At 64.6% G+C, this 23,785-nt stretch carries 16 protein-coding genes and 1 riboswitch; of the genes, 6 read left to right on the top strand and 10 right to left on the bottom strand.

The window, feature by feature from the left end; translation table 11 throughout:
- Positions 1-485: 485 nt before the first annotated feature.
- The 5 genes from EPB08_RS19265 to EPB08_RS19245 all read right to left on the bottom strand — a co-directional run bounded on the left by EPB08_RS19265 (position 486) and on the right by EPB08_RS19245 (position 12,904).
- Positions 486-3,641: an efflux RND transporter permease subunit gene (locus tag EPB08_RS19265; protein WP_130620743.1), complete on the bottom strand. Its 3,156-nt coding sequence runs from the start codon at positions 3,639-3,641 to the stop codon at positions 486-488.
- Between the two features lie 1,265 nt (positions 3,642-4,906).
- A complete protein-coding gene (locus tag EPB08_RS19260) occupies positions 4,907-8,068 on the bottom strand; it encodes an efflux RND transporter permease subunit (RefSeq protein ID WP_130620742.1) in 3,162 nt (1,053 codons plus the stop codon).
- 215 nt (positions 8,069-8,283) lie between these two features.
- Entirely contained in the window at positions 8,284-10,179 is a 1,896-nt protein-coding gene (btuB, locus tag EPB08_RS19255; RefSeq protein ID WP_130620741.1) for a TonB-dependent vitamin B12 receptor, read from the bottom strand.
- A 144-nt stretch (positions 10,180-10,323) separates the two neighbouring features.
- Positions 10,324-10,533, bottom strand: a riboswitch (cobalamin riboswitch).
- A gap of 113 nt (positions 10,534-10,646) precedes the next feature.
- The gene (locus EPB08_RS19250; RefSeq protein ID WP_130620740.1) at positions 10,647-12,122 is read right to left on the bottom strand and encodes an ABC transporter permease/substrate-binding protein; all 1,476 of its coding nucleotides are present in this window, start codon (positions 12,120-12,122) and stop codon (positions 10,647-10,649) included.
- Positions 12,119-12,904 (bottom strand): ATP-binding cassette domain-containing protein, encoded by a 786-nt coding sequence (locus tag EPB08_RS19245; RefSeq protein WP_130620739.1) that lies wholly within the window; start codon positions 12,902-12,904, stop codon positions 12,119-12,121. Before EPB08_RS19245 ends, EPB08_RS19250 begins: the two co-directional genes overlap by 4 nt.
- A gap of 202 nt (positions 12,905-13,106) precedes the next feature.
- Between EPB08_RS19245 and EPB08_RS19240 the strand changes: the two genes are divergently transcribed.
- The 4 genes from EPB08_RS19240 to EPB08_RS19225 all read left to right on the top strand — a co-directional run bounded on the left by EPB08_RS19240 (position 13,107) and on the right by EPB08_RS19225 (position 16,019).
- The gene (locus EPB08_RS19240) at positions 13,107-13,337 is read left to right on the top strand and encodes a hypothetical protein (protein WP_130620738.1); all 231 of its coding nucleotides are present in this window, start codon (positions 13,107-13,109) and stop codon (positions 13,335-13,337) included.
- Positions 13,338-13,530: 193 nt separating this feature from the next.
- Positions 13,531-14,451 carry a transporter gene (locus EPB08_RS19235; protein WP_205746409.1) on the top strand — a complete coding sequence of 307 codons (921 nt, stop codon included), beginning with the start codon at positions 13,531-13,533 and terminating at the stop codon, positions 14,449-14,451.
- Between the two features lie 169 nt (positions 14,452-14,620).
- Positions 14,621-15,547, top strand: coding sequence for a M14 family metallopeptidase (locus EPB08_RS19230; RefSeq protein ID WP_130620737.1), 927 nt, complete (start codon positions 14,621-14,623; stop codon positions 15,545-15,547).
- An 88-nt stretch (positions 15,548-15,635) separates the two neighbouring features.
- Positions 15,636-16,019, top strand: a complete 384-nt coding sequence (locus tag EPB08_RS19225; RefSeq protein ID WP_229238417.1) for a cupin domain-containing protein — start codon at positions 15,636-15,638, stop codon at positions 16,017-16,019.
- A gap of 109 nt (positions 16,020-16,128) precedes the next feature.
- On the opposite strand, the gene EPB08_RS19220 is transcribed toward EPB08_RS19225, so the two are convergent.
- The 3 genes from EPB08_RS19220 to EPB08_RS19210 form a co-directional block, all read right to left on the bottom strand.
- Positions 16,129-16,812 carry a toll/interleukin-1 receptor domain-containing protein gene (locus tag EPB08_RS19220; protein ID WP_130620736.1) on the bottom strand — a complete coding sequence of 228 codons (684 nt, stop codon included), beginning with the start codon at positions 16,810-16,812 and terminating at the stop codon, positions 16,129-16,131.
- Positions 16,813-16,815: 3 nt separating this feature from the next.
- On the bottom strand, positions 16,816-17,679 hold the full coding sequence (locus EPB08_RS19215; protein ID WP_205746408.1) for a Tll0287-like domain-containing protein: 864 nt from the start codon (positions 17,677-17,679) through the stop codon (positions 16,816-16,818).
- Positions 17,680-17,898: 219 nt separating this feature from the next.
- On the bottom strand, positions 17,899-18,480 hold the full coding sequence (locus tag EPB08_RS19210) for a dihydrofolate reductase family protein (protein ID WP_130620735.1): 582 nt from the start codon (positions 18,478-18,480) through the stop codon (positions 17,899-17,901).
- Between the two features lie 252 nt (positions 18,481-18,732).
- On the opposite strand from EPB08_RS19210, the gene EPB08_RS19205 reads away from it, so the two are divergent.
- Both EPB08_RS19205 and EPB08_RS19200 read left to right on the top strand, forming a co-directional pair.
- Entirely contained in the window at positions 18,733-19,443 is a 711-nt protein-coding gene (locus tag EPB08_RS19205) for an rRNA pseudouridine synthase (protein ID WP_130620734.1), read from the top strand.
- A 203-nt stretch (positions 19,444-19,646) separates the two neighbouring features.
- Positions 19,647-20,468, top strand: a complete 822-nt coding sequence (locus EPB08_RS19200) for a ParB N-terminal domain-containing protein (RefSeq protein ID WP_130620733.1) — start codon at positions 19,647-19,649, stop codon at positions 20,466-20,468.
- A gap of 37 nt (positions 20,469-20,505) precedes the next feature.
- On the opposite strand, the gene EPB08_RS19195 is transcribed toward EPB08_RS19200, so the two are convergent.
- Together EPB08_RS19195 and EPB08_RS19190 are read right to left on the bottom strand one after the other, a co-directional pair.
- Entirely contained in the window at positions 20,506-21,393 is an 888-nt protein-coding gene (locus EPB08_RS19195; RefSeq protein WP_205746407.1) for a DUF2306 domain-containing protein, read from the bottom strand.
- A 212-nt stretch (positions 21,394-21,605) separates the two neighbouring features.
- On the bottom strand, positions 21,606-23,636 hold the full coding sequence (locus EPB08_RS19190; protein ID WP_130620731.1) for a beta-L-arabinofuranosidase domain-containing protein: 2,031 nt from the start codon (positions 23,634-23,636) through the stop codon (positions 21,606-21,608).
- Positions 23,637-23,785: the final 149 nt, after the last annotated feature.

The following is a 23,785-nucleotide window of genomic DNA, read 5'->3' as shown; positions in this document are numbered from 1 at the left end:
TGTTCTTGCTCTGGCGTGTCCGCCAGCTTGCCGCTTACGACGCAAAGCTAGTCCCTGTGGGACGCAGCGGGCGTTTCGATCGTCTGCCGACGACGCGAAGCTAGTCCCGTGGGACGCTCGAGTCACTTTTCTTTTGCTGGCCCACGCACGCGCAGGAGCGCGTGCGAACGGCGAAGCCGGCCCGAAGGGCGGAGGGCAGGATGCCCGGAGTCAAAGAAAAGTAACCCAAAGAAAACGACCTTCAGAGCCAGAGCTGGCAGCACTCCGCGAGGAAAGGCCTTGGAGGTTCCGGAGCCCTGATTGCGACCGTCTCTGCCGCTAGCGAGCGGCTACACCGCAACGCGCCGATACGCAGAGGACTTAAAGCGGAGACCGCTCTGCTCCCTCTCCCCTGCGGGGAGAGGGCTGGGGTGAGGGGCCAACCTCGCGAGAGAATCCCAAAGCCGCCTTAGATAAGAACATACAGACCGAGGACGACTGGAGACTCACCCCGCCGCCGTCTGCGTCTTCAACGCCCGCTTCGCCGCGCGCTTCGCACGACGAGCCTCCTTGCGGATCTTGCGATCGTAGTTCCACAGATAGATCGCAGGTGTACTCAGCAAGGTCAGCAACTGCGAGACCAACAGGCCGCCGACGATCGCCACACCCAGCGGCTGGCGCATTTCCGAGCCCACGCCGAAACCGATGGCTAGCGGCAATGCGGCACCCATCGCCACCAGGGTGGTCATGGTGATCGGGCGGAAGCGTACCAGCGCGGCTTCGCGAATCGCTTCCGGTGGCGACAAGCCGTGTTCGCGTTGCGCCACCAGGGCGAAATCCACCATCAGGATCGCGTTCTTCTTCACGATACCGATCAGCATCAGGATCGCGATGATAGCCATCAGCGTGAGCTGCGTCTGTGTCACGAACATCGCGAGGAAGGCGCCAGCGCCGGCCGCGGGCAGCGTGGAAAGAATCGTCAGCGGATGGCCGAGGCTCTCGTAAAGGATGCCCAGCACGATGTACATCGCCACGATCGCGCCGATCAGCAGCACCAGGCCGTTGGACTTGGCCTGCTGCAGGCGCTGGTTCTGGCCGGTCCACTCGATTCTCACGCCTTCCGGCAGGCCCACGGCGATGCCCGCGTTCTCCACCAGCTTCACGCCGATGTCCTGGGTCACGTCCTTGGCCAGGTTGTAGCTGATGGTCGAAGCCTCCAGCTGGTTGTGATGGCGGATGCGCATCGGGCTCATGTTCGGCTCGATATGCGCCAGTGCCGATAGCGGAATCATCGCGCCCGCGGCGTTGCGTACGCGGATGTTGAGCAGCGAATCCGGGCTCAGTGACGTGGCGGAGCTTGAGGTGAGCACCACCCAATACTGGTTGATGTCCGAATAGATCACCGACACTTGGCGCTGGCCGAAGGAGTTGAGCAGCGCCGTGTCCACGTCGCCCATGCTCACCAGCAGGCGGCTGGCCGATTCACGGTCCACCTTCAGCATCTGCTGCTTGCCCACCAGGTCGAAGTTGCTGCCGACGTCGCGCATCTCCTTCATCTTGCGCATCTGCTGCACCATCTTCAGCGTCCACGGCTGCAGGTCTTCGCCATTGGTGCCGATCAGCTGGAATTCGTACTGGCCGCCCTTGTCGCCGCTGCCGCCGCCACCAAGGAACTGCATCGGGCTCAGCGAGACGCGCACGCCTGGCATGGCGTCGTATTGCTTGGACAGCCGCTCCACCACCACCTTTACCGGATCGTGGCGATCGTTCGGACCGCTGCCGCGCTGCTTCAGGTCGACGAACATGCTGCCCATGTTGCCCACGGCGCCGGAGCCGTCGTTGCCGCCAAGGATGGTGAGCACGTCGAGCACGGCCGGGTCGTCCCGCATGATCTTGGCGACGTTCTGCACCTGGGTCGTCATCATCGTGGGCGAAATGTTGGCGTCCGCACGGATGTCGGCCTGGATCATGCCGATGTCTTCCTCGGGCATGAAGTTGCCGCCGGCGGTCGCCACTACGGCAGCGCCCAGACCGAAGGTCGCAAACAGCAGGATGAGCGGGGTCCAGCGCATCAGGCGGCGCCAGTGCATGGCCCAGTCGAGCGCGCGTTCGTACGTCCGGTGGATGCTGCGGTCGAAGCGCTCCAGCGCTGCCTCCAGGCGTCCTGGTACATGCTCACCCGGTTCCTCGTGCTTGAGGAACTTGCCGCACAGCGCCGGCGTCAGCGTAAGCGAAACGATGGCCGATATCACCACCGCCACCGCCAGCGTCACCGAGAACTCGCGCAGCAGCATGATCAGCATGTTGTTGCCGAACAGCAGCGGCGCGAATACCGCCACCAGCGACAACGTGATCGATACCACGGTAAAGCCAATCTCGCGCACGCCGATCAACGCGGCCTGCAGCGGCGGCTCGCCCTTCTCCATATGGCGCACGATGTTCTCGATCACCACGATGGCGTCATCGACCACGAAACCGATGCACAGCACCAGCGCCACCAGCGACAGCGTGTTGAGCGTGTAGCCCAGCGCGAGCATCACCACGAACGCACCGGCCAGCGACAGCGGAACGCTCAGCGAGGCGATCAGGGTGGGACGCATGCGGCGCAGGAACACCAGCATCACCATCACCACCATCACGATGCTGATGAGCAGTGCCACCTGGACTTCGTGCAGCGCGGACTTGGTGGTCTGGGTGAGATCGAAGATGGGCGTGATCTGCACGTCAGCCGGCATCCACGCACGCAGTTCCGGCAGGCGCTTGCGGATCTCGTCCACCGTTTCGACCGCGTTCGCCTCGGGGCGTTTGCTGATCTGCATGGCCACGGTGGTCTTGTCATTGAACCAGGCACCTTGGTAGATGTCCTGCTGTCCGCTGGTCACCTTTGCCACGTCGGACAGGCGCACGGGCGCGCCGTTCTTGCTGGCGACCAGCACGTTGGCGAAGTCGTGTGCTTCGGACAGGCCATCGTTGGCCGTCACCGTCATCTGCGTCTTGCCGTCGGTGAGGATGCCCTGCGGCGAGGTGACATTGGCCGCGATCAGCGCGTTGCGCACATCGTTGGCGGTGAGGCCCTTGGCGGCGAGCGCATTGATGTCCAGCTCCACGCGCACGGCGTGCGGCGTGCCGCCGAACACCTGCACCTGAGCAACGCCCGGAATCTGCGCCACGGCGGGCTTGAGCAGCGTATCGGTGAGATCGTAGAGCTTGTCCTGCGGCAGGCCGGTGGACGTCAGCGAGACCAGCAGGATGGGGAACTGCGACGTATCGAACTTGAAGTACTGCGGCGGGCTGGGCATCTCCGGCAGATCGGCCTGCGCCGCATTGATCGCCGCCTGCACATCGCGTGCCGCCTTGTCGGCGGTGCGGTCAAAGGTGAAACGGACCTGGATCGATGCGCTGCCTTCGGTGGCATTGCCGTACATGTCATCGATGCCGGGAATGCGACCGATATGGCGCTCCAGCGGCGCCAGCACGGTGGATGCCATGGTCTGCGCACTCGCGCCCGGCACCGACGCCACGATGTACACGCCCGGAAACTCCAGCGACGGCAGCGCAGCCACGCCCAGCAATCGATAGGCAAAAACGCCGGCCAGCAGCAATCCTAGTGCCAGCAGCGAGGTGCCCACAGGGCGTTTGATCAATGGGGCGAAAATATTCACTAAGGTTTCCGTACCAGTAGGGGGCCGCGCTCACCCGCCGCCCAGACAGACCAGCAGCCAAGGCATACGTTCCGCGCAAGGCGGGCGTAAGGGGCTGTCTTGCTTCCTTATTGGACTGCGGGGGAGGAGGAGATGAATGTGCCTGAAGTCGGTCCGTGCCGAAAGGCATGGGGAGGGGGATTTTTGGTTTTTTGGGCTGGCGAGGCCGCTTCGTTGGGGACTCGGCGTGCGCATTCTGTGGGGCGCACGGGGTGCGCGATTGCTTTTCGCCTCTGTCTCTATTTTCGTCATTCCTGCGTAAGCAGGAATCCAGTGACTTTGGCCTTCGGTAGCGTCGTTATGGCCAGGGTGCCGCTTACGACGCAAAGCTAGTCCCTGTGGGACGCGGCGGGCGTTTCGATCTCCTGTCGGCGACGCGCAGCTAGTCCCCGTGGGAAGCTCGAGTCACTTTTCTTTTGCTGGCCCACGCACGCGCTCTTTGCGTGCGAACGGCGAAGCCGGCCCGGAGGGCGAAGGGCGGAACGCCCGGAGTCAAATAAAAGTAACCCAAAGAAAACGACCTTCAGAGCCAGAGCTGGTGGCGGAATGGTGGGAAAAGCTTTGGAAGGTTCCGGAGCACTGATTGCGACCATCTCCGCCGCTGGCGAGCGGCTACACCGCCACGCGCTGTGGCGGTGAGGACTTAAAGCGGGCTTGGGTGCCTTTGAGTGCTCTCGCAAGATTGGCCCCTCACCCCGGCCCTCTCCCCGGAGGGGAGAGGGAGAAGTGGGGTGGCTCGCGGAGTGCATTTGCCGGGCGCCAAGGCTGCTTTAAGTCCTCAGCACCACGGCGCGTGGCGGTGTAGCCGCACCCTATGAGGTAGCACGTCCGTAATTCGGCTTGCCTCAGTAACCCGACGCTTCTATCCCCTGCACTGCTATGAGCCCTGGCTCTGAAGGCCATTTTCTTTGGGTTACTTTTCTTTGACTCCGGGCATCCTGCCCTCCGCCCTTCGGGCCGGCTTCGCCGTTCGCACGCGCTCCTGCACGTGCGTGGGCCAGCAAAAGAAAAGTGACTCGAGCGTCCCACGGGACTAGCTTCGCGTCGCCGGCAGGGGATCGAAACGCCCGCCGCGTCCCACAGGGACTAGCTTTGCGTCGTAAGCGGCACCCTGGCGGTAACGCCACTACCGGAGGCAAACCTCCCCGGCTCTCACGAGATCAAAAAGCGTAACGACTAACGTGAAGGGCAGCCGCACACAGGGCACGCCCCAAACAAGAAAAACCTCACCCAATCGCCGTCTGCGCCTTCAACGCCCGCTTCGCCGCCCGGCGCGCCAACCGTGCCGCCTTGCGCTCCTTGCGATCGTGATTCCACAGATAAATCGCAGGCGTACTCAGCAAGGTCAGCAACTGCGACACCAACAGACCGCCCACGATCGCCACACCCAGCGGCTGGCGCATTTCCGAGCCCACGCCAAAACCGATCGCCAGCGGCAGCGCAGCACCCATCGCCACCAGGGTGGTCATGGTGATCGGGCGAAAGCGCACGAGGGCGGCTTCGCGGATCGCATCAGGCGCGGATAGCCCCCGCTCGCGTTGCGCGACCAGCGCGAAATCCACCATCAGGATCGCGTTCTTCTTCACGATGCCGATCAGCATCAGGATCGCGATGATCGCCATCAGCGACATCGGAGTGCCGGTGGCCAGCATGGCGAGGAAGGCGCCTGCACCAGCGGCCGGGAGCGTGGAGAGGATGGTCAGTGGATGGCCCAGGCTCTCATAGAGAATGCCGAGCACGATGTACATCGCGAGGATCGAGCCGATCAGCAGCACATTCGCGTTGGAGCGTGTCTCCTCGAGGTTCTCCGCGCTGCCGGAGTAGCCGATCTGCACGCCGGCGGGCAGGCGTGCATCGGCCACGATCTGGCCGATCAGGTCCATTGCCTTGTCCTGCGGGAAGTCAGGGTCGATGTTGTAGTAGATCTTGGCGGCTTCGAGCTGGTTGGTGTGGATGATGAACGACGGCGTCACCTGCGGCTGGATATGCGCGATCGCCGAGAGCGGCACCATGTTGCCGGTGCTGCCGCGCACGTAGGTGTTGAGCAGCGTGTTGGGACTCAGCGAGCGTTCGGCGGCCGACGTCAGCACGACCCAGTACTGGTTGATGTCCGAATAGATGATCGACACCTGGCGCTGGCCGAAGGCGTTGTACAGCGCGGTATCGACCAGGCCCATGTTCAGCTGCAGCCGCGCGGCCGCCGAACGATCCACGGTGAGCGTCTGCTGCTTGTCGATGTCGTCGTAGTCGCTGCTGACGTCGTGGAATTCCTTGTGCTTGCGCATCAGCCGCGTCACTTCCAGCGCCAGCGGCTGCAGGTCTACGCCCATGTTGCTGCTGACCAGCTCGAAGCTCTGGCTGCCGCGGTCGCTGTCGTTATTGTCGTTGAAGAAGCCGATGGCGTTCAGCGAGACGCGCAGTTCGGGCAACTTCGCGTACGTCTTGTTGAGCCGGGTGATGACGTCCTTGAGGGCATCGGGCCGCTCGCCGGGCCCGTGGCCGCGTGGCTTGAGGTCCACGAACATGGTGGCCTGGTTGCCCACTGAACCACCCGCACGGTCGCTGCCGAGGAAGGTGGTGACGTCCAGCACCGCGGGGTCCTTGCGCATGATCGCCGCGGCGCGCTGCGCGCGCTGGGCCATCAAGGTGGGCGAGATGTTGGAATCGGCGCGGATGTCGCCCTGGATCATGCCGATGTCTTCCTGCGGCATGAAGTTGAAGCCGAACAGCTTCACCACCAAGGTCGCCATGCCGATGGTGAGGCCGAGCAGGATGATCGGCTGCCAGCGCATCACGCGCCGGTGGCGCATGGCCCAGTCCAGCGAGCGCTCGTAGACGTGATGCAGCCCGCGATCGAAGCGTTCCAGTGCGCGTTCCATGCGGTTGGGCACGCGGCCGCCGGCATTGGCCAGGGTCAGGTAGCGGCCGCACAGCGCGGGCGTCAGCGTGAGGGAGATGATGGCCGAGATCACCACCGCCGAGGTCAGCGTTACCGAGAACTCGCGCAGCAGCAGGGTGAACTGGTTGTTGCCGAACAGCAGTGGTGCGAACACCGCGATCAGCGACAGCGTGATGGAAACGACGGTGAAGCCGATCTCCTGCACGCCGGTCAGCGCGGCTTCCAGCGGCGGCGCACCGTGTTCCATGTGGCGCACGATGTTCTCGATCACCACGATGGCGTCGTCCACCACGAATCCGATGCACAGCACCAGCGCCACCAGTGACAGCGTGTTGAGCGTATAGCCCAGAGCCCACATTACCGTGAACGCGCCGGCCAGGGACAACGGCACGCTCAGCATGGCGATCAGGGTGGGCCCCAGGCGCCGCAGGAACACCAGCATCACCATGGCCACCATCACCACGCTCAGCAGCAGCGCCACCTCCACTTCGTGCAGTGCGGACTTGGTGGTCTGGGTGAGGTCGAAGATCGGGGTGATGGTGAGGTCCGCCGGCAGCCACGCGCGCATCTGTGGCAGCTTCGCGCGCACGGCGTCGGCGGTCGCCACCGCGTTGGCTTCGGGCCGCTTGCTGACGCGGAGCGCGACCGCGCGCTGGTCGTTGAACCAGGCGGCCTGGTATTCGTCCTGCTGGCCGCTGGTGACGCGGGCCACGTCGGAGAGCCGTACCGGTGCGCCGTTGTGGGTGGCGATCAGCAGGTTGGCGAATTCCTCCGGGTTATGCAGCGCATCGTTCGCCGATACCGTCATCTGCGTGCGGCCGTCGCTGAGCATGCCCTGCGGCGAGGTGACGTTGGCGGCGCGCAACGCGTTCGCCACGTCGTTGGCGGTCAGCCCCTTGTTGGCGAGCGAGTCGGTATTGAGTTCAACGCGCACCGCACGCGGGCGGCCGCCGATCACGCGCACCTGCGCCACGCCGGGAATCTGCGAGATGGCGGGATTGAGCAGCGTGTCGGCGAGGTCGTAGAGCTTGTCCGGCGGCAGCGTCTGCGAAGTGAGCGACAGCAGCAGCACCGGGATGTTGGCGGTGTTGAATTTGAAGTAGCGCGGCAGCGACGGCATGTTCGCGATGGGCAGGTCGGCCGTGCTGGCGTTGATCGCCGCTTGCACGTCGCGCGCGAGCTTGTCGGTGTTGTTGCCGAAGTTGAAGATGATGCGTATCGAGGTGGAGCCGTCGTTGCTCTCCGAGTGCATCTCCTTGATGCCCGGGATGCGACCGAGATGGCGTTCCAGCGGTGCGGCCACGGTGGATGCCATGGTCTGCGCGTTGGCGCCCGGCATCTCCACGTACACCACCATGCCGGGGAACTCGAGCTGCGGCAGCGCAGCCACGCCCAGCAACAGGTAGGCCCAGATGCCGGCCAGCGCGAGGCCTACGGCCAGCACGGAAGTGCCGATGGGACGGCGTATCAGTGGCGCGAACAGATTCACGGGCGTCAGGGATCGTTGGTGGTGGCGCGCCCCCGCCGCGCCTCGGCGTGAGGCTGACCAGGGCGACGACCTCGGCGGTCTTTATGCACGCAAACTCAGCGCGATGAATGTGCCGTTAGTCGGTCCGGCGCAAGGTTCCATGGCCGTCATCCCAGCTTTTGCCGGGACGACGGAAGCGAAGATTACGTGGACCTTGCTGCTGTGCTTTGTGAGCGTCAGCGCAGCGCGGGGCTATAACGCAGCGTGAGGAACCAGCTGCGACCCGGCTGATTGAAGTAGTACGCCGTCTCGTAGTTGCGATCGAATGCATTGGCGAGCCTGGCCTCGACGCGCCAGTTCGGCAGGAAATCGTAACTGGCGCGCAGGTCGGTCGTCGTATAGCCGCCGAGACGATGCAGGTTGGCCTGGTCGTCATAGGCCTTGCCCGAGGCGAAGAAGGTGGCGCCGACGCCGAAGGCGCCGAAATGGCGATCCAGGTCCACGCGCGCCGTCTGTTCCGGGCGGCGCGGCAACAGGTTGCCGTCGTACGTGCCTTCCTGGTTCTTGGGCTGCATCAAGGTCAGGTAGCTCTGTACCTGCCAGCCATCGAGGTTGATGCCGAACTGCCCTTCCAGGCCACGGATGCGCGCCTGGCTGATGTTCTGCGGCACGAAGTTCTCGTCCAGCGTGATCAGGTCGGTGATGGTGGTCTGGTAGACGTTGACGGCCCAGTTCCACGCGCCCTGGGCCTGGGTCAGGCCCAGCTCGCCGGAACGCGACTTCTCCGGCTTCAGGTCGGGATTGCCGAGGCCGAACGGGTAGTAGATGTCGTTGAACGTCGGCGCGTGGAAAGCGGTGCCATAGCTCGCCGACAGGCGCAGGCCATGGTCGAACGCGTAGCCCCACGCCGCCGAACCGGTGTCGTGGTTGCCGAACTGGTCGTTGTGGTCGTGGCGCGCCGACAGCTGCACTTCGTTGCGTCCGAACGTGCCCATGTACTGCGCGTAGACGCCGGCGTCCTCACGCGTGCTCTTCAGGTAGCCGGTATCGCTGTCGATGTGTTCCTGCTGGTAATCCACGCCCGCCGTCAGCAACTGGTTGGCATCGAGCGTGATGTCGTTCTGCCACGACGCCTGGTTGCGGCGCGAGAAGGTGTGGCCCACCGGCGTGCGCGGGTAGTACGTGAGCGGCGTGTAGAAGTCGCTGTAGGTGCCCTGGAAGTAGGTGGCGTTGTCGTCGCGGCTCTGGCCCGCGTTGAGCGTGACCTTCCACGGCGCCAGCGGCGCGAAGCTCAGGCGTGCACCACCCACTTCCTGCTCGTTCTGCGCCTGGTTGCCACCGTACGGGCTGCCGTCATATTCCACGAAGCTCTTGCTGCGCAGCCAGGTGGCGGCAAGCTCGGTGCCGTTGTCCCAGCGATAGCCGCCGTTGGCCATGCCGTTCCAGTTGCGGTAGGCGTCGTTGTCGGGCTGGTCCACGAAGCAGGCCACGCCCAGCTCGGCCGCGCCGACGCGGCAGGCATTGATGCCGGAGGTGTACTGGCCGCCGAGGCCGGCGTTGAACCACGCATGCGAATCGCCGCCGGACAGGCCGGCGTGGCCATCCATGTAGCTGCGGCTGCCGGTGGATACGCTCAGCGACGGATCGAGCTTGCCGTCCTGCGCGCCATGGCGGGTGAAGATCTGGATGACACCGCCGATCGCATCGGCGCCGTACAGGCTGGAGCGCGGACCGCGCACGATCTCGATGCGTTCGATCTGGTCGACCGGAATCTGCTCGAACGCCGGCTGGCCCGCGCCCACCGCGCCGATGCGCACGCCATCGATCAGCACCAGCACATGCGTGGAGTTGGTGCCGCGCAGGAACAGCGAGCTCAACTGGCCCATGCCGCCGGACTGCGCGAAGGACACGCCCGGCAGGCCCACCAGCAGGTCGCGCACCGAGGCCGGCTGCAGCCGCTCGATGTCGGCGCGGGTGATCACGCTGACCGAGGACAACGCCTCGTCGGTGGTGATCGAGGTGCGCGTGGCGGTGACGATGACGGACGACAGCGAGGTCGCCTGGTCCGCGTCGTTCGCCTGGACGGCCATCGTGGCGGAGAGCAGCGCGGCTGCGAGCAGGGTCTTCTTCATGCGTGTTCCTTGCGGACGCGCCCACACGCGCATCCAGGTGGTGAGGCGCGTGGCGTGGGTGGATGGGGAACGGCGGCAGGCCAGGAGCCATGCAGACGTCCGGCTCCGCCCACCGCGAGCCGCGCGCTGAAACCCGCCGCAGGGGCGGGTCTGTCCGATCGGGCCGGTCTCCGGACTCGCGAGTGCCATGCCGTGGCATGCAACCCAGGGCGCCTTCCCGTGCCTTGGCACAGTGGCGTCTTGCCCGTGGTTTCACTCGCTTACCGTTGCGGGGGCAGTGCCGGCCTTGCGTGAGCGCACCGGCTTCCCGTTTCATCCCGGCCAAGCCGGGACACCCGAACGGGCGGCATTTTAATCGCTCGCGGACGAGAAACAGAGGCCGTGATCGACAAGACAGCCTCACGACAGCCTTGGCCGCCGAGATCGCCTTGCCCGCTATGGGGAATCGGCGGGTGCCGGGTTCGACCTCATTCGCGCGCCACGATGCGCAGCCCACGCGGCGTCAGCCAGCGCTCGACACCTTCGAACAGCAGCTGCACGAGGATGGCCAGCAACGCCGCGGGCACCGCGCCTTCCAGGATCAGCCCCACGTCGTTGAGGCGGATGCCGGTGAGGATGGGCTGGCCGTAACCGCCCGCGCCAATCAGTGCCGCGAGCGTCGCCGTGCCCACATTGATCACCGAAGCGGTCTTGATGCCGGCGAGGATGGAACGCGCCGCCAGCGGAAGCTCCACCCGGTGCAGCCGGGTCAGCCATGGCAGCCCGAGCGCGGCGGCCGATTCGCGCAGTTCCAGTGGTATGCCGAGCAGGCCTGCATGCGTGTTGCGCACGATCGGCAGCAGGCTATAGAGGAACAGCGCGGCCAGGGCCGGCCATGCGCCGATGCCGAACAGCGGAATCATGAAGACGAACATCGCCAGCGACGGCACCGTCTGCAGCACGCCGGTAAGGCCAATCACCCACAGGCCGAGTCGCCGCCAGCGTGCCGCCACGATGCCCAGCGGGATGGCGAACAACACCGCCAGTGCAAGCGACGAAGCGGCGAGGCTCACATGCTCCGCCGTGCGCTGCAGCAGCCGTTGCCAGAAACCGTCGCCCTGCCCTTCGGAGGGCAGATGGAGGAAGTGCGCGGCAACGTCCGCCTCGCGCTGGCCTTCGAGTTTCGCCTGCGCATTCATGCGTCGCATGGCCGGCTCGTCGATCTTGCCCACCAGGCCTTGCAGCGCGGCTACGAAACCGGGCGCCTGCTGTTCCAGCGACAACCGATAGAGAAACACCGCCTGGTAGCTCGGGAAATAGTGCCGGTCGTCCTCAAGCACGCGCAGGTGGTAATAGGCGATCTCGGCGTCGGTGCTGTAGAGGTCGGTAAGGTCCACGGCGCCGCTGGCCAGTGCGCGATACGACAGCGCGTGATCCAGGCCCTGCACGTGCGTGGGTGCCAGCCCGTAGCGCTGGCGAAGCCCGGGCCAGCCATCGCCGCGGTCCATGAATTCGTTGGAGAAGCCGTAGTGCAGGTCCGGATGCGCCGCCAGATCGCTGATGCGCCGGATGCCCAGCTCGGCGGCGCGCTGCTCGCGCATGCCGATGGCGTAGTTGTCGTCAAAGCCCAGCGAGTCGGTGATGCCGATGCCCATGGGAGCGAGCCGTGCGCGCAGGGCCTTGATGTCCGCATCGGGCGCCACGTCTTTCAGGAGCTCCTGCGTGAGCGTGCCCGTGTACTCGGGATAGGCGTCGATGTCGCCATGCCGCAAGGCGCTCCACAGGATCGCGGTGCCGCCGAGTTCGCGCCGATGTTCCACATCGAGACCTGCGCGGTGCGCTTCGCCACGTGCGATCTCAGCCAGGATCACCGATTCGGTGAACTGCTTTGAGCCGATGCGCAAGGGCTTCGCCACGCCCAGCACGGGCAGCAGTGCGAGCAATGCCAGCAGCAGCCCCCTCATTCCCCTGCACCCGGCAGGGGGCGTTGCGCATGGATGAACGCGCGGACGAAGTCATCCGCGGGGCGGTCGCGCAAGTCCTCGTAACGGCCGTCCTGCACCACGCGCCCTTCGCGCAGCAGCACCAGCCGATCGGCAAACCAGGCTGCTTCGGCGAGGTCATGCGTCACCACGATCACGGTCTTTCCCAGCTGGCTGAAGATCTGCTTCAGCTCGTCCTGCAGTTCATGGCGCACGACGGGATCCAGCGCGCCGAGCGGTTCGTCCAGCAACAGGGCATCAGGGTCAGCCATCAGCCCACGCATCAATGCCACGCGCTGGCGCTGGCCGCCCGACAGTTCGGCCGGATAGCGTTCCAGTGCATCGAGCGGTAGCCGGGTCAGTTCGGCCAGTTCGTGCGCGCGTTGCCGGATGCGCTGGGCGTTCCAGCCCAGGTAGCGCGGCTGCAGGGCGAGGTTGCCCAGCGCAGTCAGGTGCGGAAACAGGCCGCCTTCCTGGATCACATAACCCACGCGCTGGCGTAACGACAGCAGGCCATTGCGTTGCAGCGGCTGTCCCCAGGCGGAGACCTCGCCATCGTCGGGCCAGTCCAGCCCCAGCAGCAGGCGAAGCACCGTGGACTTGCCGGCACCGCTGCCACCGATCAGCGCCGTGGTGCTGTCGGCCGCGAAGGACAGGCTGACCCGATCGAGCGCCGTCACTCCGTTGTAGCGCTTGGTCACCTTGCGCAGTGCAAAGTCCGCGACAGCATCCGGCGACAGGTGGGCGTGGGCTGGGGACGACATGGCTCCGGACTCTACCATCGCCTCTCCGACTCCGCGCCGTACGGCGGACGTCCATCTGCCCTCCGAGGGGCGCAGCGATGGCGTAGTCCGGGTAGGCCGTTCGTCGTTGTGCCTTTCGACATGGCGTGACTCAAGACACTCCATCACCTCAAGCAGGCTCACCTAACGTTGCCACGGTTCATTCCGCAGGGAACAAAGGACGATGTACCTCTCGCGTGAAGAGTTGCAGGCCCGGTTCATGGCGCTCGATCAGCGCATGACGACCTTGCGCAACGTGCGTACCGCCGATGTCGCGCTATGGAAAGCCATGGAGGACGAGCTGCTCGAGCCGTCGGGCACAGTGGCGCCCCACGATCGCGCCTGGTGGTGGTTGCAGCTGTGCGCCCTGATGGAACATCACGAGTTGTCCGCCGAACCGATGTGGCTGGGCTGAGACAGTCTCTCCGAGGACGCCGGGCATCCTCGCGCACGGGAGACGTGGTGGTTAAGTAGATTTACCTATCGCACTCGCGCGGTGGCTCGCACACACTGATGCAGGCCGCGAGCGCGCTTTCCGTGGATGCATGATCGAGCCGAATCGACGCGATGCTCATGACGGCGCATGAGGTCTGACAGGATGGGTGGCAATGCGCGAGTGGGCGGTTCGGGCATTTCTGGTCGCGGCCTTCGTGGGGCTCATGCTTCATGCCGCGATGGCGCCTGCGCAGGAGCTGGAGCCGCGCGCGTATTCCTCGTCACCCGTGGGCACGAACTTCATCGGTGCCAGCTACACCTATCTCACGGGTGATGTGCTCACGGATCCGTCGTTGCCGGTCACCAACGTCGAAGCGCACATTGGTACCACGGCACTCGCCTATGTGCATACGTTCGGCCTGGCAGGTCACGGTGCGTCCATCGGCATCGTGCTTCCGGTCGTCAGCGGTGACCTCACGGGCACCGTGATCGATGCTCCCACCGAGATCCATCGCGGTGGCATGGGCGATGCGCGCTTTCGCTTTGCGTACAGCGTGTTCGGCAATCCGGCGCTGACTCCGGGAGAATTCGCGCATACGCCACCCAGCACGTCGCTGGGCGTGAGCCTGACGGTGTCCGCGCCGACCGGCGTGTACGACGCGTCGCGGCTGGTCAACGTCGGTACCAACCGGTGGTCGTTCAAACCGGAGATCGGACTTTCGCACCCCTGGGGCCGCTGGTTCCTCGAGGCGTCGGCGGGTGCGTGGTTCTTCACCGACAACCATGACTTCTATGGCGGCAAGGACCGCAGCCAGGATCCCATCTTCACGGCCCAGTTGTATGGCGGCTACACGTTCCGCCCGGGCATGTGGCTCGCCGGCGCCGTCGGCTACGCTGAAGGTGGCCAGACCACGGTGAACGGTGTCACCGACCGCAACCGGCAATCGAATGCACGCTACGGCCTCACCTTTTCCGCGCCGTTTGCGCGCGGCTGGTCTACCAAGGTGGCCATTTCGAACGGCTTGGTGACGCGCATCGGCGGCGACTACAAGAGCATCTCGGTGGCCGTGCAGTACCGCTGGTTCGACAAGTGAGTCGAGCGGGCCGGTGAGAGAGGTTCGCGCGGATGATACGGCCCGTGCTTGTACTCGCCCTGCATCGGGCGAAGCCTGCCGCAGGCAGCGACATGGCCGCGTTGTTCGGCGAAGAAGGCTTCAGGCCCGAATGGTAGAGTAGGTCTTTCTCGACACGATGGTTTCGCCCATGAGCACGCAGGCTTTCTATTGCATTGGCACACCCGGACAGCCCTGGGGCGAGGCAGAGCGAGCCAGCTGGCTTGCCAGACAGGTCAAGCATCGCAGCTACGCCGATGATGTCCTGAGCGTCATTGAGAAGCTGCGCGAATCGCACGACGTCGCCCAGTACGGCACGCTGGATTACGGCGTCGAGCATTACCCGCTGATGGTCGTACGCAGCCGTGACTGGCGCGACGACCTGCCGGTCATGCTGGTGACGGGTGGCGTGCACGGCTATGAGACCAGTGGCGTGCATGGCGCGCTGCAGTTCCTGCAGCAGCATGGTCGCGACTATGCCGGTCGCGCCAACCTTCTGGTGGTGCCGTGCGTGAGCCCGTGGGCGTATGAGCGGATCCACCGGTGGAATCCGCATGCACTCGATCCCAACCGCAATTTCCGCAAGGGCAGCCCGGCGGGTGAATCCGCGGCGCTGGTCGATCTGCTGGAGCCATTGCGCGATGTCGCGCTGATGCATATCGATCTGCACGAGACCACCGATTCGGATGAGTCGGAATTCCGTCCCGCGCTTGCCGCCCGCGACGGCAAGGACTTCGAGCCGGGCGAGATTCCCGACGGCTTCTACCTGGTCGATGATGCCGACCAGCCGCAGCCCGCGTTCCAGCAGACCGTGATCGAAGCCGTGGCCAAGGTGACGCACATCGCGGATGCGGACGCGCGCGGCGAGATCATCGGCTCACCGCTGCTGTTGCCAGGTGTCATCAAGTTCCCGGTGAAGCAGTGGAACCTGTGCGCGGGCATCACCAACGCACGTTACGCGACCACCACCGAGGTCTATCCGGACAGCCCGCGTGCCACGCCGCAACAGTGCAACGATGCGCAAGTGGCGGCGATCCGTGCTGCCATCGATTACGCACTCGCGCACCACCAGGACTGATGCAGGGCGTGCACTGAGCGGTGATGGGGTTGATGGCGACGCTTGCTTCGAAGGCACTTCGATCAAGGGAAAGGACGGCGGGTTGCCCATGAAAAAATCGCTCACGCAAGCCTTGTCGGGGTTGAAGCACTTGCCGCATCGAACGCCAGCGATGGCGTTCGATTCCGACGCCAGCGTAGCCTTTGCCGAGGTCGCTCCCTATCGCGACGGTGCCGTCTATGTGAGCTACTACTCCGGCTCCAGCGAGTGGGAGCGTCATCCCAATGGCGATGAAGTCGTCATGGTGCTGGCAGGAAGGACGACCGTCATCCTGCTATTGGACGCGATGGAAGAACGCATCGCGCTAGCTGAAAACGAACTCGTCGTGATCCCGGTGGGTGTGTGGCATCGCTTTGAGGATTCGGACCAGCTCAAGGTGATGACCATTACGCCCCAGCCTACGGAACACAGCCTCGAGACGCCGGCCGGCTAATCATTTGCATCGCTGATGGCGGCAGGCATGAGCGATGTTCACCCGCCGAAGACCGTTGTTGCACGTGACGGCATCTGGTCGGGAAGGCCAGCCACGCCAGACTTGCCCGCTACTTGCCTTTGCCGATACGCCAGCAGGCTTCAAGGAAGATGCGCCGCTCCTGCTCGCCGTCGATCTCGGGCGCCAGGCGTCGTGCGAGCGCATCCAGGTCGCCTCCACCTTGCGTCGCGCGACGTACCAGATGCCCGGCCACGGGCCCTATGCGTTTGGCCAGTTCGGTTTCCAGCAGGCGCAGCTGTGCCGCATCGACGCCGCCAGCCGACGGGCTGGCGTGGATCGGCCCGGTGCCTTGTGCCGGTCCAGGTGCGCTGGAAGCGTTGTGGGTGGCATGGCTGCCGAGGGCCGTGTGGAGGTAATCGCACAGGCGATCCACATGCGTTTCGAGCGGTGGCGGAAAGGCATCCATCCAGTGCTGTGTGCTGAGGAAGTACTCCAGGCTCCGCGATGGCAGCACGTCCTCGATACGAAACGGCAGGATCGGCAGCTGCTTGTGCACGGCCCGCTCGACCTCGCGCCGCACCTGCCCCGAGTCGTTGCTGCTGCGGGAAAACACCAGGACCATGAGTCGCGCACTGGAGATCGCATCGATGATCTCGGCAGCCCAGTCGGCGGCTGGCGACACGTCGCGCGGCGCGATCCACACGCTGAGGCCACGCGTCTCGATGCGTTGCACGAGCGAGAAGGCCGCTTCACGATCCGGCTGCGAATAGCTGACGAAAAGATCGTGTGCCATGGCTCAGTCGCCCAGCATCCGCAGCGCCTTGTCCAGGCTCTTGCGCATGCGGTTGAAGGCGGCCGACAGCGCCGACACCTCGGGTCCTCCGCCACGCGGAAATTCCGGGGCGGCGGTGTCGCCAAGGCTTACCTGGTCGGCAATGCGCGCGATCTGGCGCACCGGTCGGATGACCAGCACATAGAGTGATACGTTGACGACCAGCAGTATGCCGATGAGCATTGCGGCGATGGCGGTCAGCACGTCGCGCCGGACACGTGCCGCACTCGATTCTGCACTGGCGAACGGCACGGAAACGATCTGCGCGCCGACGATCTCGTTGGGCTGCCAGCCAAACCCGTTGTCGCTGCCATAACGCGCAAGCATCGTGGCGGGTGCCGCCGAAGGCAGGCTGTGGCAACCCAGGCAACCCGCATCGACGCGGATCGGGCGTGCCAGATAAAGCACCTTGCCCATCGGCGTGTCCCGGGTACCGCTCATTTCCCTGGCGTTACTGTCGTTGCGGAATCGCTGCACGATGTCCGCCTCCCAATCCGTCGCGCGATCGCGCGGATTGGTGGGGTTGAGCGTGGCTTCCTTGTACGAATAGTCGGGATGCGTCTTGTGCAGCGTGAGGAAGTTCTGCGTAGCCGCATAGAACGGCACGCTCTGCGGACGGAACGCGCTGACCATCTTTTCGTCGAGCAATGGCCCGATCTCGGTTTCCGTATAGGAGCGGATCGCTGCGGCGCTGTCGATCATCAGGCCGGCCTGGGCGAGTACCTCGCGCGCCGCGTTGTCCTGCAGTGTCGATGTCACGACGAGGGAGATCGCGATCATGCCGAGCGCGAACGCGACAAGCAGTATCAGGTTGATCCGCAGCAGCACGCTCTACCCCCTTGCCGGAGGCCAGGTTCACCTACCCGGTCCCCGCGATATTCTCGGCGGTTGGAACTCCCGCAGCGCGCCTCCGGCGCACCACTCATGCCACGCCAGGAATCATGACACAAAGCGCCAGACCGGGGCTTCCCCGCCAACCGCGGCCCTGGCCATACGCTTCGTTTGGGCGGCTATTCACCGACTGGCCGGGTGCCTCCGTTCGCCAGTTCAGGAATCGCCGGGCTTTCCACGCACTTCATAACAAAGCTCCACGATGCCGCTCTTGAAGGCTTTGACCTCCGCAAGATGGAGCGGGATATCCCGCCCCAGGCTCCCGAAGAAGGAAATGCCTTCGCCGATCACGATGGGCAGGATCGAATAACGGACCTCATCGGCCAAGCCGAGACGCAGGCATTCGCCGGCCACCGAGCCACCGCCCACAAACCAGATGCCACGGAAAGCCGTCCGCAGGCGTTCGTTGACCAGTCGCGCAAGATCGCCCGAGCAGAACTCGACCGACTCCCGCGTGCGAGGCAGCGCGCGCGTGGTAAGTACAAAGACGGGCTTGTCGCCGTATGACCAGCCAAAACCCTTGGTTTCGAAACCCCGTGCGGTCTCATAGGTTCGTGAACCCATCACGTAGCAGTCGATGGTCTTGAGGAAGGCTTCGACGAAAGCGGGATCCAGGACTTCACCGCCAGGGAACTCATCGGACGTTTCAAGCCAGTCGACGCTGCCGTCCTTCCGAGCGATGTAGCCGTCGAGGCTCGCCGCCATGTGGATCGTTACGCGGGAATCAGCGCGGGTCATGCTGCCGCCCTCATGTCGTGGCTCGAATATCCTGTCCCCTCGTCGCTCGCGGCGCCTATTCTGCGCTCCGGCGGCAACAGCTGCGCATGATCCGTCTGGTGCCAGGGGCCCGCCAGGCGTTGGTGTCCGTGATGGGGGCGGGCATCGGAAAGTCGAAGGTCCTGCCGGACCGTCCGGCCTTCCCCGTTTGCGGCGTGTTATTGCCGGGAACACGGCGCCTATAATGGCGCTCGTCCAACCTCCGAAACGCCCATGACAGAGCCCGTACGCCTCGCCAAACGTGTCGCCGCCCTGGCTCAATGCTCGCGGCGCGACGCGGAAATGTATATCGAGGGTGGTTGGGTGCGCGTGGACGGCGTGACCGTGGAAGAGCCGCAGTTCAAGGTGCTGGAGCAGCAGGTCGAGATCGATCCGGATGCCCGCCTCGAGCAGACCGAACCCGCTACCTTGTTGCTGCACAAGCCCGCCGGCGTCTCGGTGGAAGAGGCTCGCGCCTTGATCAGCGCGGAAAGCCACGCCGAGGACGACGCCTCTGGTGTGCGCCCCCTGAAACGGCACTTTTCCCGCCTCGACCTGCTGCTGCCGCTGCCCGACAAGGCCAGTGGCCTGGTCGTGCTCACCCAGGACTGGCGGGTGAAGCGCCGCCTGGAAGAGGACTTCGATCGCATCGAGCAGGAAGTCGTGGTCGAAGTGGCGGGCAAGTTGGCGCCCAATGGCCTGGCCCTGCTCAACCATGGACTCAGCTTCAACAACTATGCGCTGCCGCCGATCAAGGTGAGCTGGCAGAACGAAACCCACCTGCGCTTCGCCCTGAAGCGCATCGGGCCCGACAAGATCGAGCGCATGTGCGACGCGGTCGGCTTGAAGACCCTCGCCATCAAGCGCATCCGCATCGGACGTGTCCCCATGTCCAAGCTGCAGCCGGGCCAATGGCGTTATCTGGCCAGCTCCGATCGCTTCTGATGTCCTGAAAGGCGCGCCCCTGGCCGCGCGCCGACCGTGCTTTCCTTGTCCATCAGGCAGCGCTGTCTCACGGGGTGATAAGCGGTCGCCGCAAACTCATCATCCGGTCGAGACGTGGCGCATCCGGCCAAATATTTAGTCGGCAAAGCGCTCCGCTGTCTCTACAATGCGCCGCCTTTCGTCACTCCCCGGATCTGGTGTTCATGGACATCGTCGTCAATGAAGAACTGAAAGCCTATATCGACCCCATGACGCCTGAAGAGTACGAGGCGCTGGAGCGAAGCATTCTGGCCGAAGGTTGTCGTGACGCGCTCGTGTTGTGGGGCAACATCCTTGTCGATGGTCATCACCGTTACAGCGTCTGCCGCAAGCATGATCTGCCCTTCCAGACCATGCAGCATGCGCAGTTCCGCAGCATGGACGATGTCCATCTGTGGATGATCGACCAGCACCTGGGCCGTCGTAGCGTTTCGGCCTTCCAGCGCGGCGTGCTGGCCTTGCGCAAGCGCGAGATCCTGGCCGAGCGACGTACGCGGTCGCGGAAAGTTGATGACCCGGTGCCGGCGCAAGCCTCATCCGAAGAAGAGTCCACGCACAACGACAGCGCGCCAGACGGCCAGGCAGTCGTTGACACGCCATCGAACGAGCCGGCGAACAGCCGGGAGTCGTTGGCTCGCGAAGCTCGCCTGAGCAACAGCCAGATCGGATTGATCGAGAAGATCCAGAAGCAGGCGACCGAGGAAGTGGTGGCCGCAGTAAAGTCCGGCACACTCTCGATCAACGCCGCGGCCGCTGTCGCGAGCTTGCCGGCCGAGGAACAGCGGGCCGCCGCCGTCGCGGGTGGAGACGAACTCAAGCAGGCCGCCAAGCGCGTTCGCGAAGCGCGGCGCAAGCCACGCGATGAAGCCGCAACCGCGCCCGCCCCGACTGCGGACAATGAGCTCGAGCAACTCCGCCAACGCGTGATTGAGCTGACCGCCGAGAACGAAGCTTTGCGTCGCCAGCTGGCGGAGCTGACAGGCTAGAACGATGGCGCCTGCCGCGAGAGGCGGGCGCGCGCATCTACTGCCAATGGATTGCCGGCAGCCACATGCCGATGGCTGCCCGGTAGACACCGTATCCCATGGCCATTGCCGACGTTACGAGCAGCGTGGCGACGGCATAACGAGCCATGGCGCCACGTGCCCTTTCCGCCCGTAAATAGAGCTCGAGGATGGCCAGTGGCACGATCCACTGCCCCAGTGCCAAGGCTGACAGGGCGGGGCCTCGCATCGTCCCCGGGTCAAAGCCTGCGATCCCGTGATGGATGGCAATCCAGGCCGCGAGACCGATGCGGAAAAACCATACGCCCGCCGCAAGTACAAACAGCCGCAACGCCCAGCGTCGATGCGCGGCAAAGTTGCGAGCGCGAGCGTAAAGCCACGCTAGCATTGCGCACGCGACCAGGAGCACGCCATTGATCGCCACGCTGCCGTTCTGGGAGGCGCCCACGAAACCACGGTCATCGGCCAGCACCGCAAGTCCTCCCAAGCCGACGATGATCGCGACCGTTGCATAGATGCGGCCGTTCCACCGATGGAGCCAGGGTGCGCGGCGGCGCAACGCGGGCACCAGTTGCAGCGGTCCGAAGACCGCAACCATGGCAGCCAGCAGCACGTGAATCGCCACGATCAAATTGCCCAGTGGTTGGGCCGGGATATAGCCAGTGGGCCACACGCGGTTCCAGGCAGCGGTGTCGCCATGCAGCGTTGCTACACCGTAACTGCCGACAATGTAGATCCCGAAAATGAAGTGGCCCACACAGGCGACCGTCCACCAGATGACGGCGGCGAGCTGCATGGCGCCCTTACCTTCGATCGGTGCACGTCCGCTCGCAGGTTTGTTTGAAGCGTTTCCCGTGTCGTCCCGGTCGCCTGCGTCGCCATCGGCCCGCGCAAGCGGTGAGTTCATGGTGGTATCCGGCATCGACTTCTCCCATCTCCCTATAGGTTCCATCGGTCTGGCCCCGACAATAGGCAGAACCACGAGGCCTGAAATGCCCCGCCCTGACTTTAGCGCATCACCCGCCAGGCGATACCCGCGTCATCGCGTGCATTGATGGTCACGCTGGAGCCTGGATCGAACCGGCGCAACGAGCAGGCAATGCCTGGGTATCTCGGTGATCAACCAAGTGCGGGAAAAGCCGTGATACGCAACTTGGCTCCGGCATAAGGCACCAGGGTGACGGCTTGCATGCCCTCGTCCGAGGATGGCTCGGCGTTGGCCGGCACCGGTTCGGCATTGCCCTCCGATGCTTTCCATGCCGGCACATGACGTCCTTGCACGGAGAGTTGCACAGCCGCCGAGGCGCCGGCGAACGGCCGTTCGCCGATCGGATGCTCACTCACCGTGATCGGCGCATCGGGTTTGAAGCCGACATTCCAGCGCGAGCCGGGGTACACCTGCCAATCGTTGGTAGGACCACGCTTGCGCCAGATGACCCAGTTCTCCTGGATGGGCAATGCGTAGACCAACGCACCGCGGCTGAAACTCAATGCGCCGTTGTAGCCGCGCTCGACCTTCACCTCGGCGTCGAATTGCACTTCGATCGTGTCGCCCGGTGCCCAGGTGCGATCGATGGTCGTGAAGCCGGATGTCGTTTCGACGGGCTTGCCGTTCACCGCAATGCGCGTGCCCGCCGACCATGCGGGCACACGCAACCGCAGGGGAAATGCGATAGCACGTTGCGGGCGCACGGTGATGCGGGCTATCTGTCGGAACGGGTAGTCGCTGACCTGCTCGACGATCACCGGCACCGAGCGCACTACGGTCGTCACCGTGCATGGCGCGTAGCTCATTGCGGCCAGACCCTGTTCGGCAGTCGCCATCCACAGGCTGTTGGCGAACTTGGGCCAGCCTTGGTGGAAATTCGCGGTGCAGCAGCGGAAATTGGGTTCGAGTCCGAACAGATTCGATTCCGGACCGTCCGTGGTCCAGGGTTCGCGGTGCAGGCTGCATTCGACCTGGTTGGGTTGCTGGTTGTACTGATGCGCCCACATGTCATCGGTCAGCGCGGCAGGCAGTGCATTGAATGCCACGCGCTCCAGCCGATCCCCCAGCGCAGCATCGCCGGTGATGGCCAGCGCCACTTCCAGCGAGAACATGGTTTCCACCACGGTGCACAGCTCGGTCCCCTGCGAAGGGCTGCGGCCGGCAAGATGTTCATCCGCGGAGAACATGCCGTTGGGCAAACCGTGATACGTGTCGAGCATCTGCAGTTGATGCTGCAGCGCTGCGCGATCTGACGCGCTGCCGGAGGTAACGGACCACGCCGGCGAAGCCTTCAATGACTGCGCCACATTGACGCCGTGCACCTGCAGGCCGAGATCCTGCATGAACGCATCGGATCCGCCGGCCTGTTTGCGCAGTGCATCGGCATCGGTCTTCTGCGTGAAGGGGAAATGGGCAAACATGCCCTGCCAGTCGTAACCTTGCTGCTTGAGAAGATGTACCAGTTCGAGCAACGACGCATCATGCGTGCGCTGATAGAGCCACTGGACGGAAATAAGTTCGTCCTGCCAGCGCATGCGTCCCCAGTCGCGTAGCGGCCGGGCAGGCAAGGCCTGCAGCTGATGATGAAAATAGTTCGTCATCAACGGCATGACGCGAGGATCGCCGGTCAGCTCGTGATACTGCGTCAGCACCTTGAGCATGACCATGCGCGGCCACCAGTCGTCATTGCTGCGCGGGCCGAACATGCCGTTTTCCCAGGGATGGTCCAGCGTCCAGTCGATGAAGCGCATCGCCTTCGCCTTGAGCGTCGGCGAATCCAGTTGCCATGCCAGTGGAACCAGGCCGTCGAGAAAATACGGACCGTCTTCCCACGACTCGCCATTGCCGCCCGACCATCCGCTGTCCGGCCCGACGATCGGCCAGAACTCGTCGAGATGTCCGCCCAGGCCACCGGCCTGGATCTGCAGCTGCCGCAACAGCCAGCCACTGGCCTTGATCGAGCCGGTCGGGAGCAAGGCAAAGGGCTGTTGCATCAAGGGTGCCTGGGGAAAGAGCGGCGCCTGCTGCGCACGCCCGGCCTCCGTCGCCGCCGCCGATGTCGAGGCTGCGCGTAGCGGGCGGAAGGTCATCGCACCCATTACTCCCGCCAAGGCCAGGCCCTGCAGAAACGAGCGGCGGCTCATCGAAGGCAGTGGAGGCATGGGATGACTCTCGGTTTGGGCGGCCAACCGAGTGTTGTTCAATTGTCCGACAAATTCAAATCAGCAGGGTCGCCAGCGTGAGGTTTGAAGCGAACATGCTGTGATGGCGACTGGGCTGTGCGGCCCATGCTGCGCTCATGGACGGGACG

The sequence above is a fragment of the Dyella amyloliquefaciens genome (genome assembly GCF_004296575.1).
Lineage (GTDB): Bacteria > Pseudomonadota > Gammaproteobacteria > Xanthomonadales > Rhodanobacteraceae > Dyella > Dyella amyloliquefaciens.
Note: the sequence above shows the minus strand (reverse complement) of the source record. Positions and strands in the feature narration are given on the sequence as shown.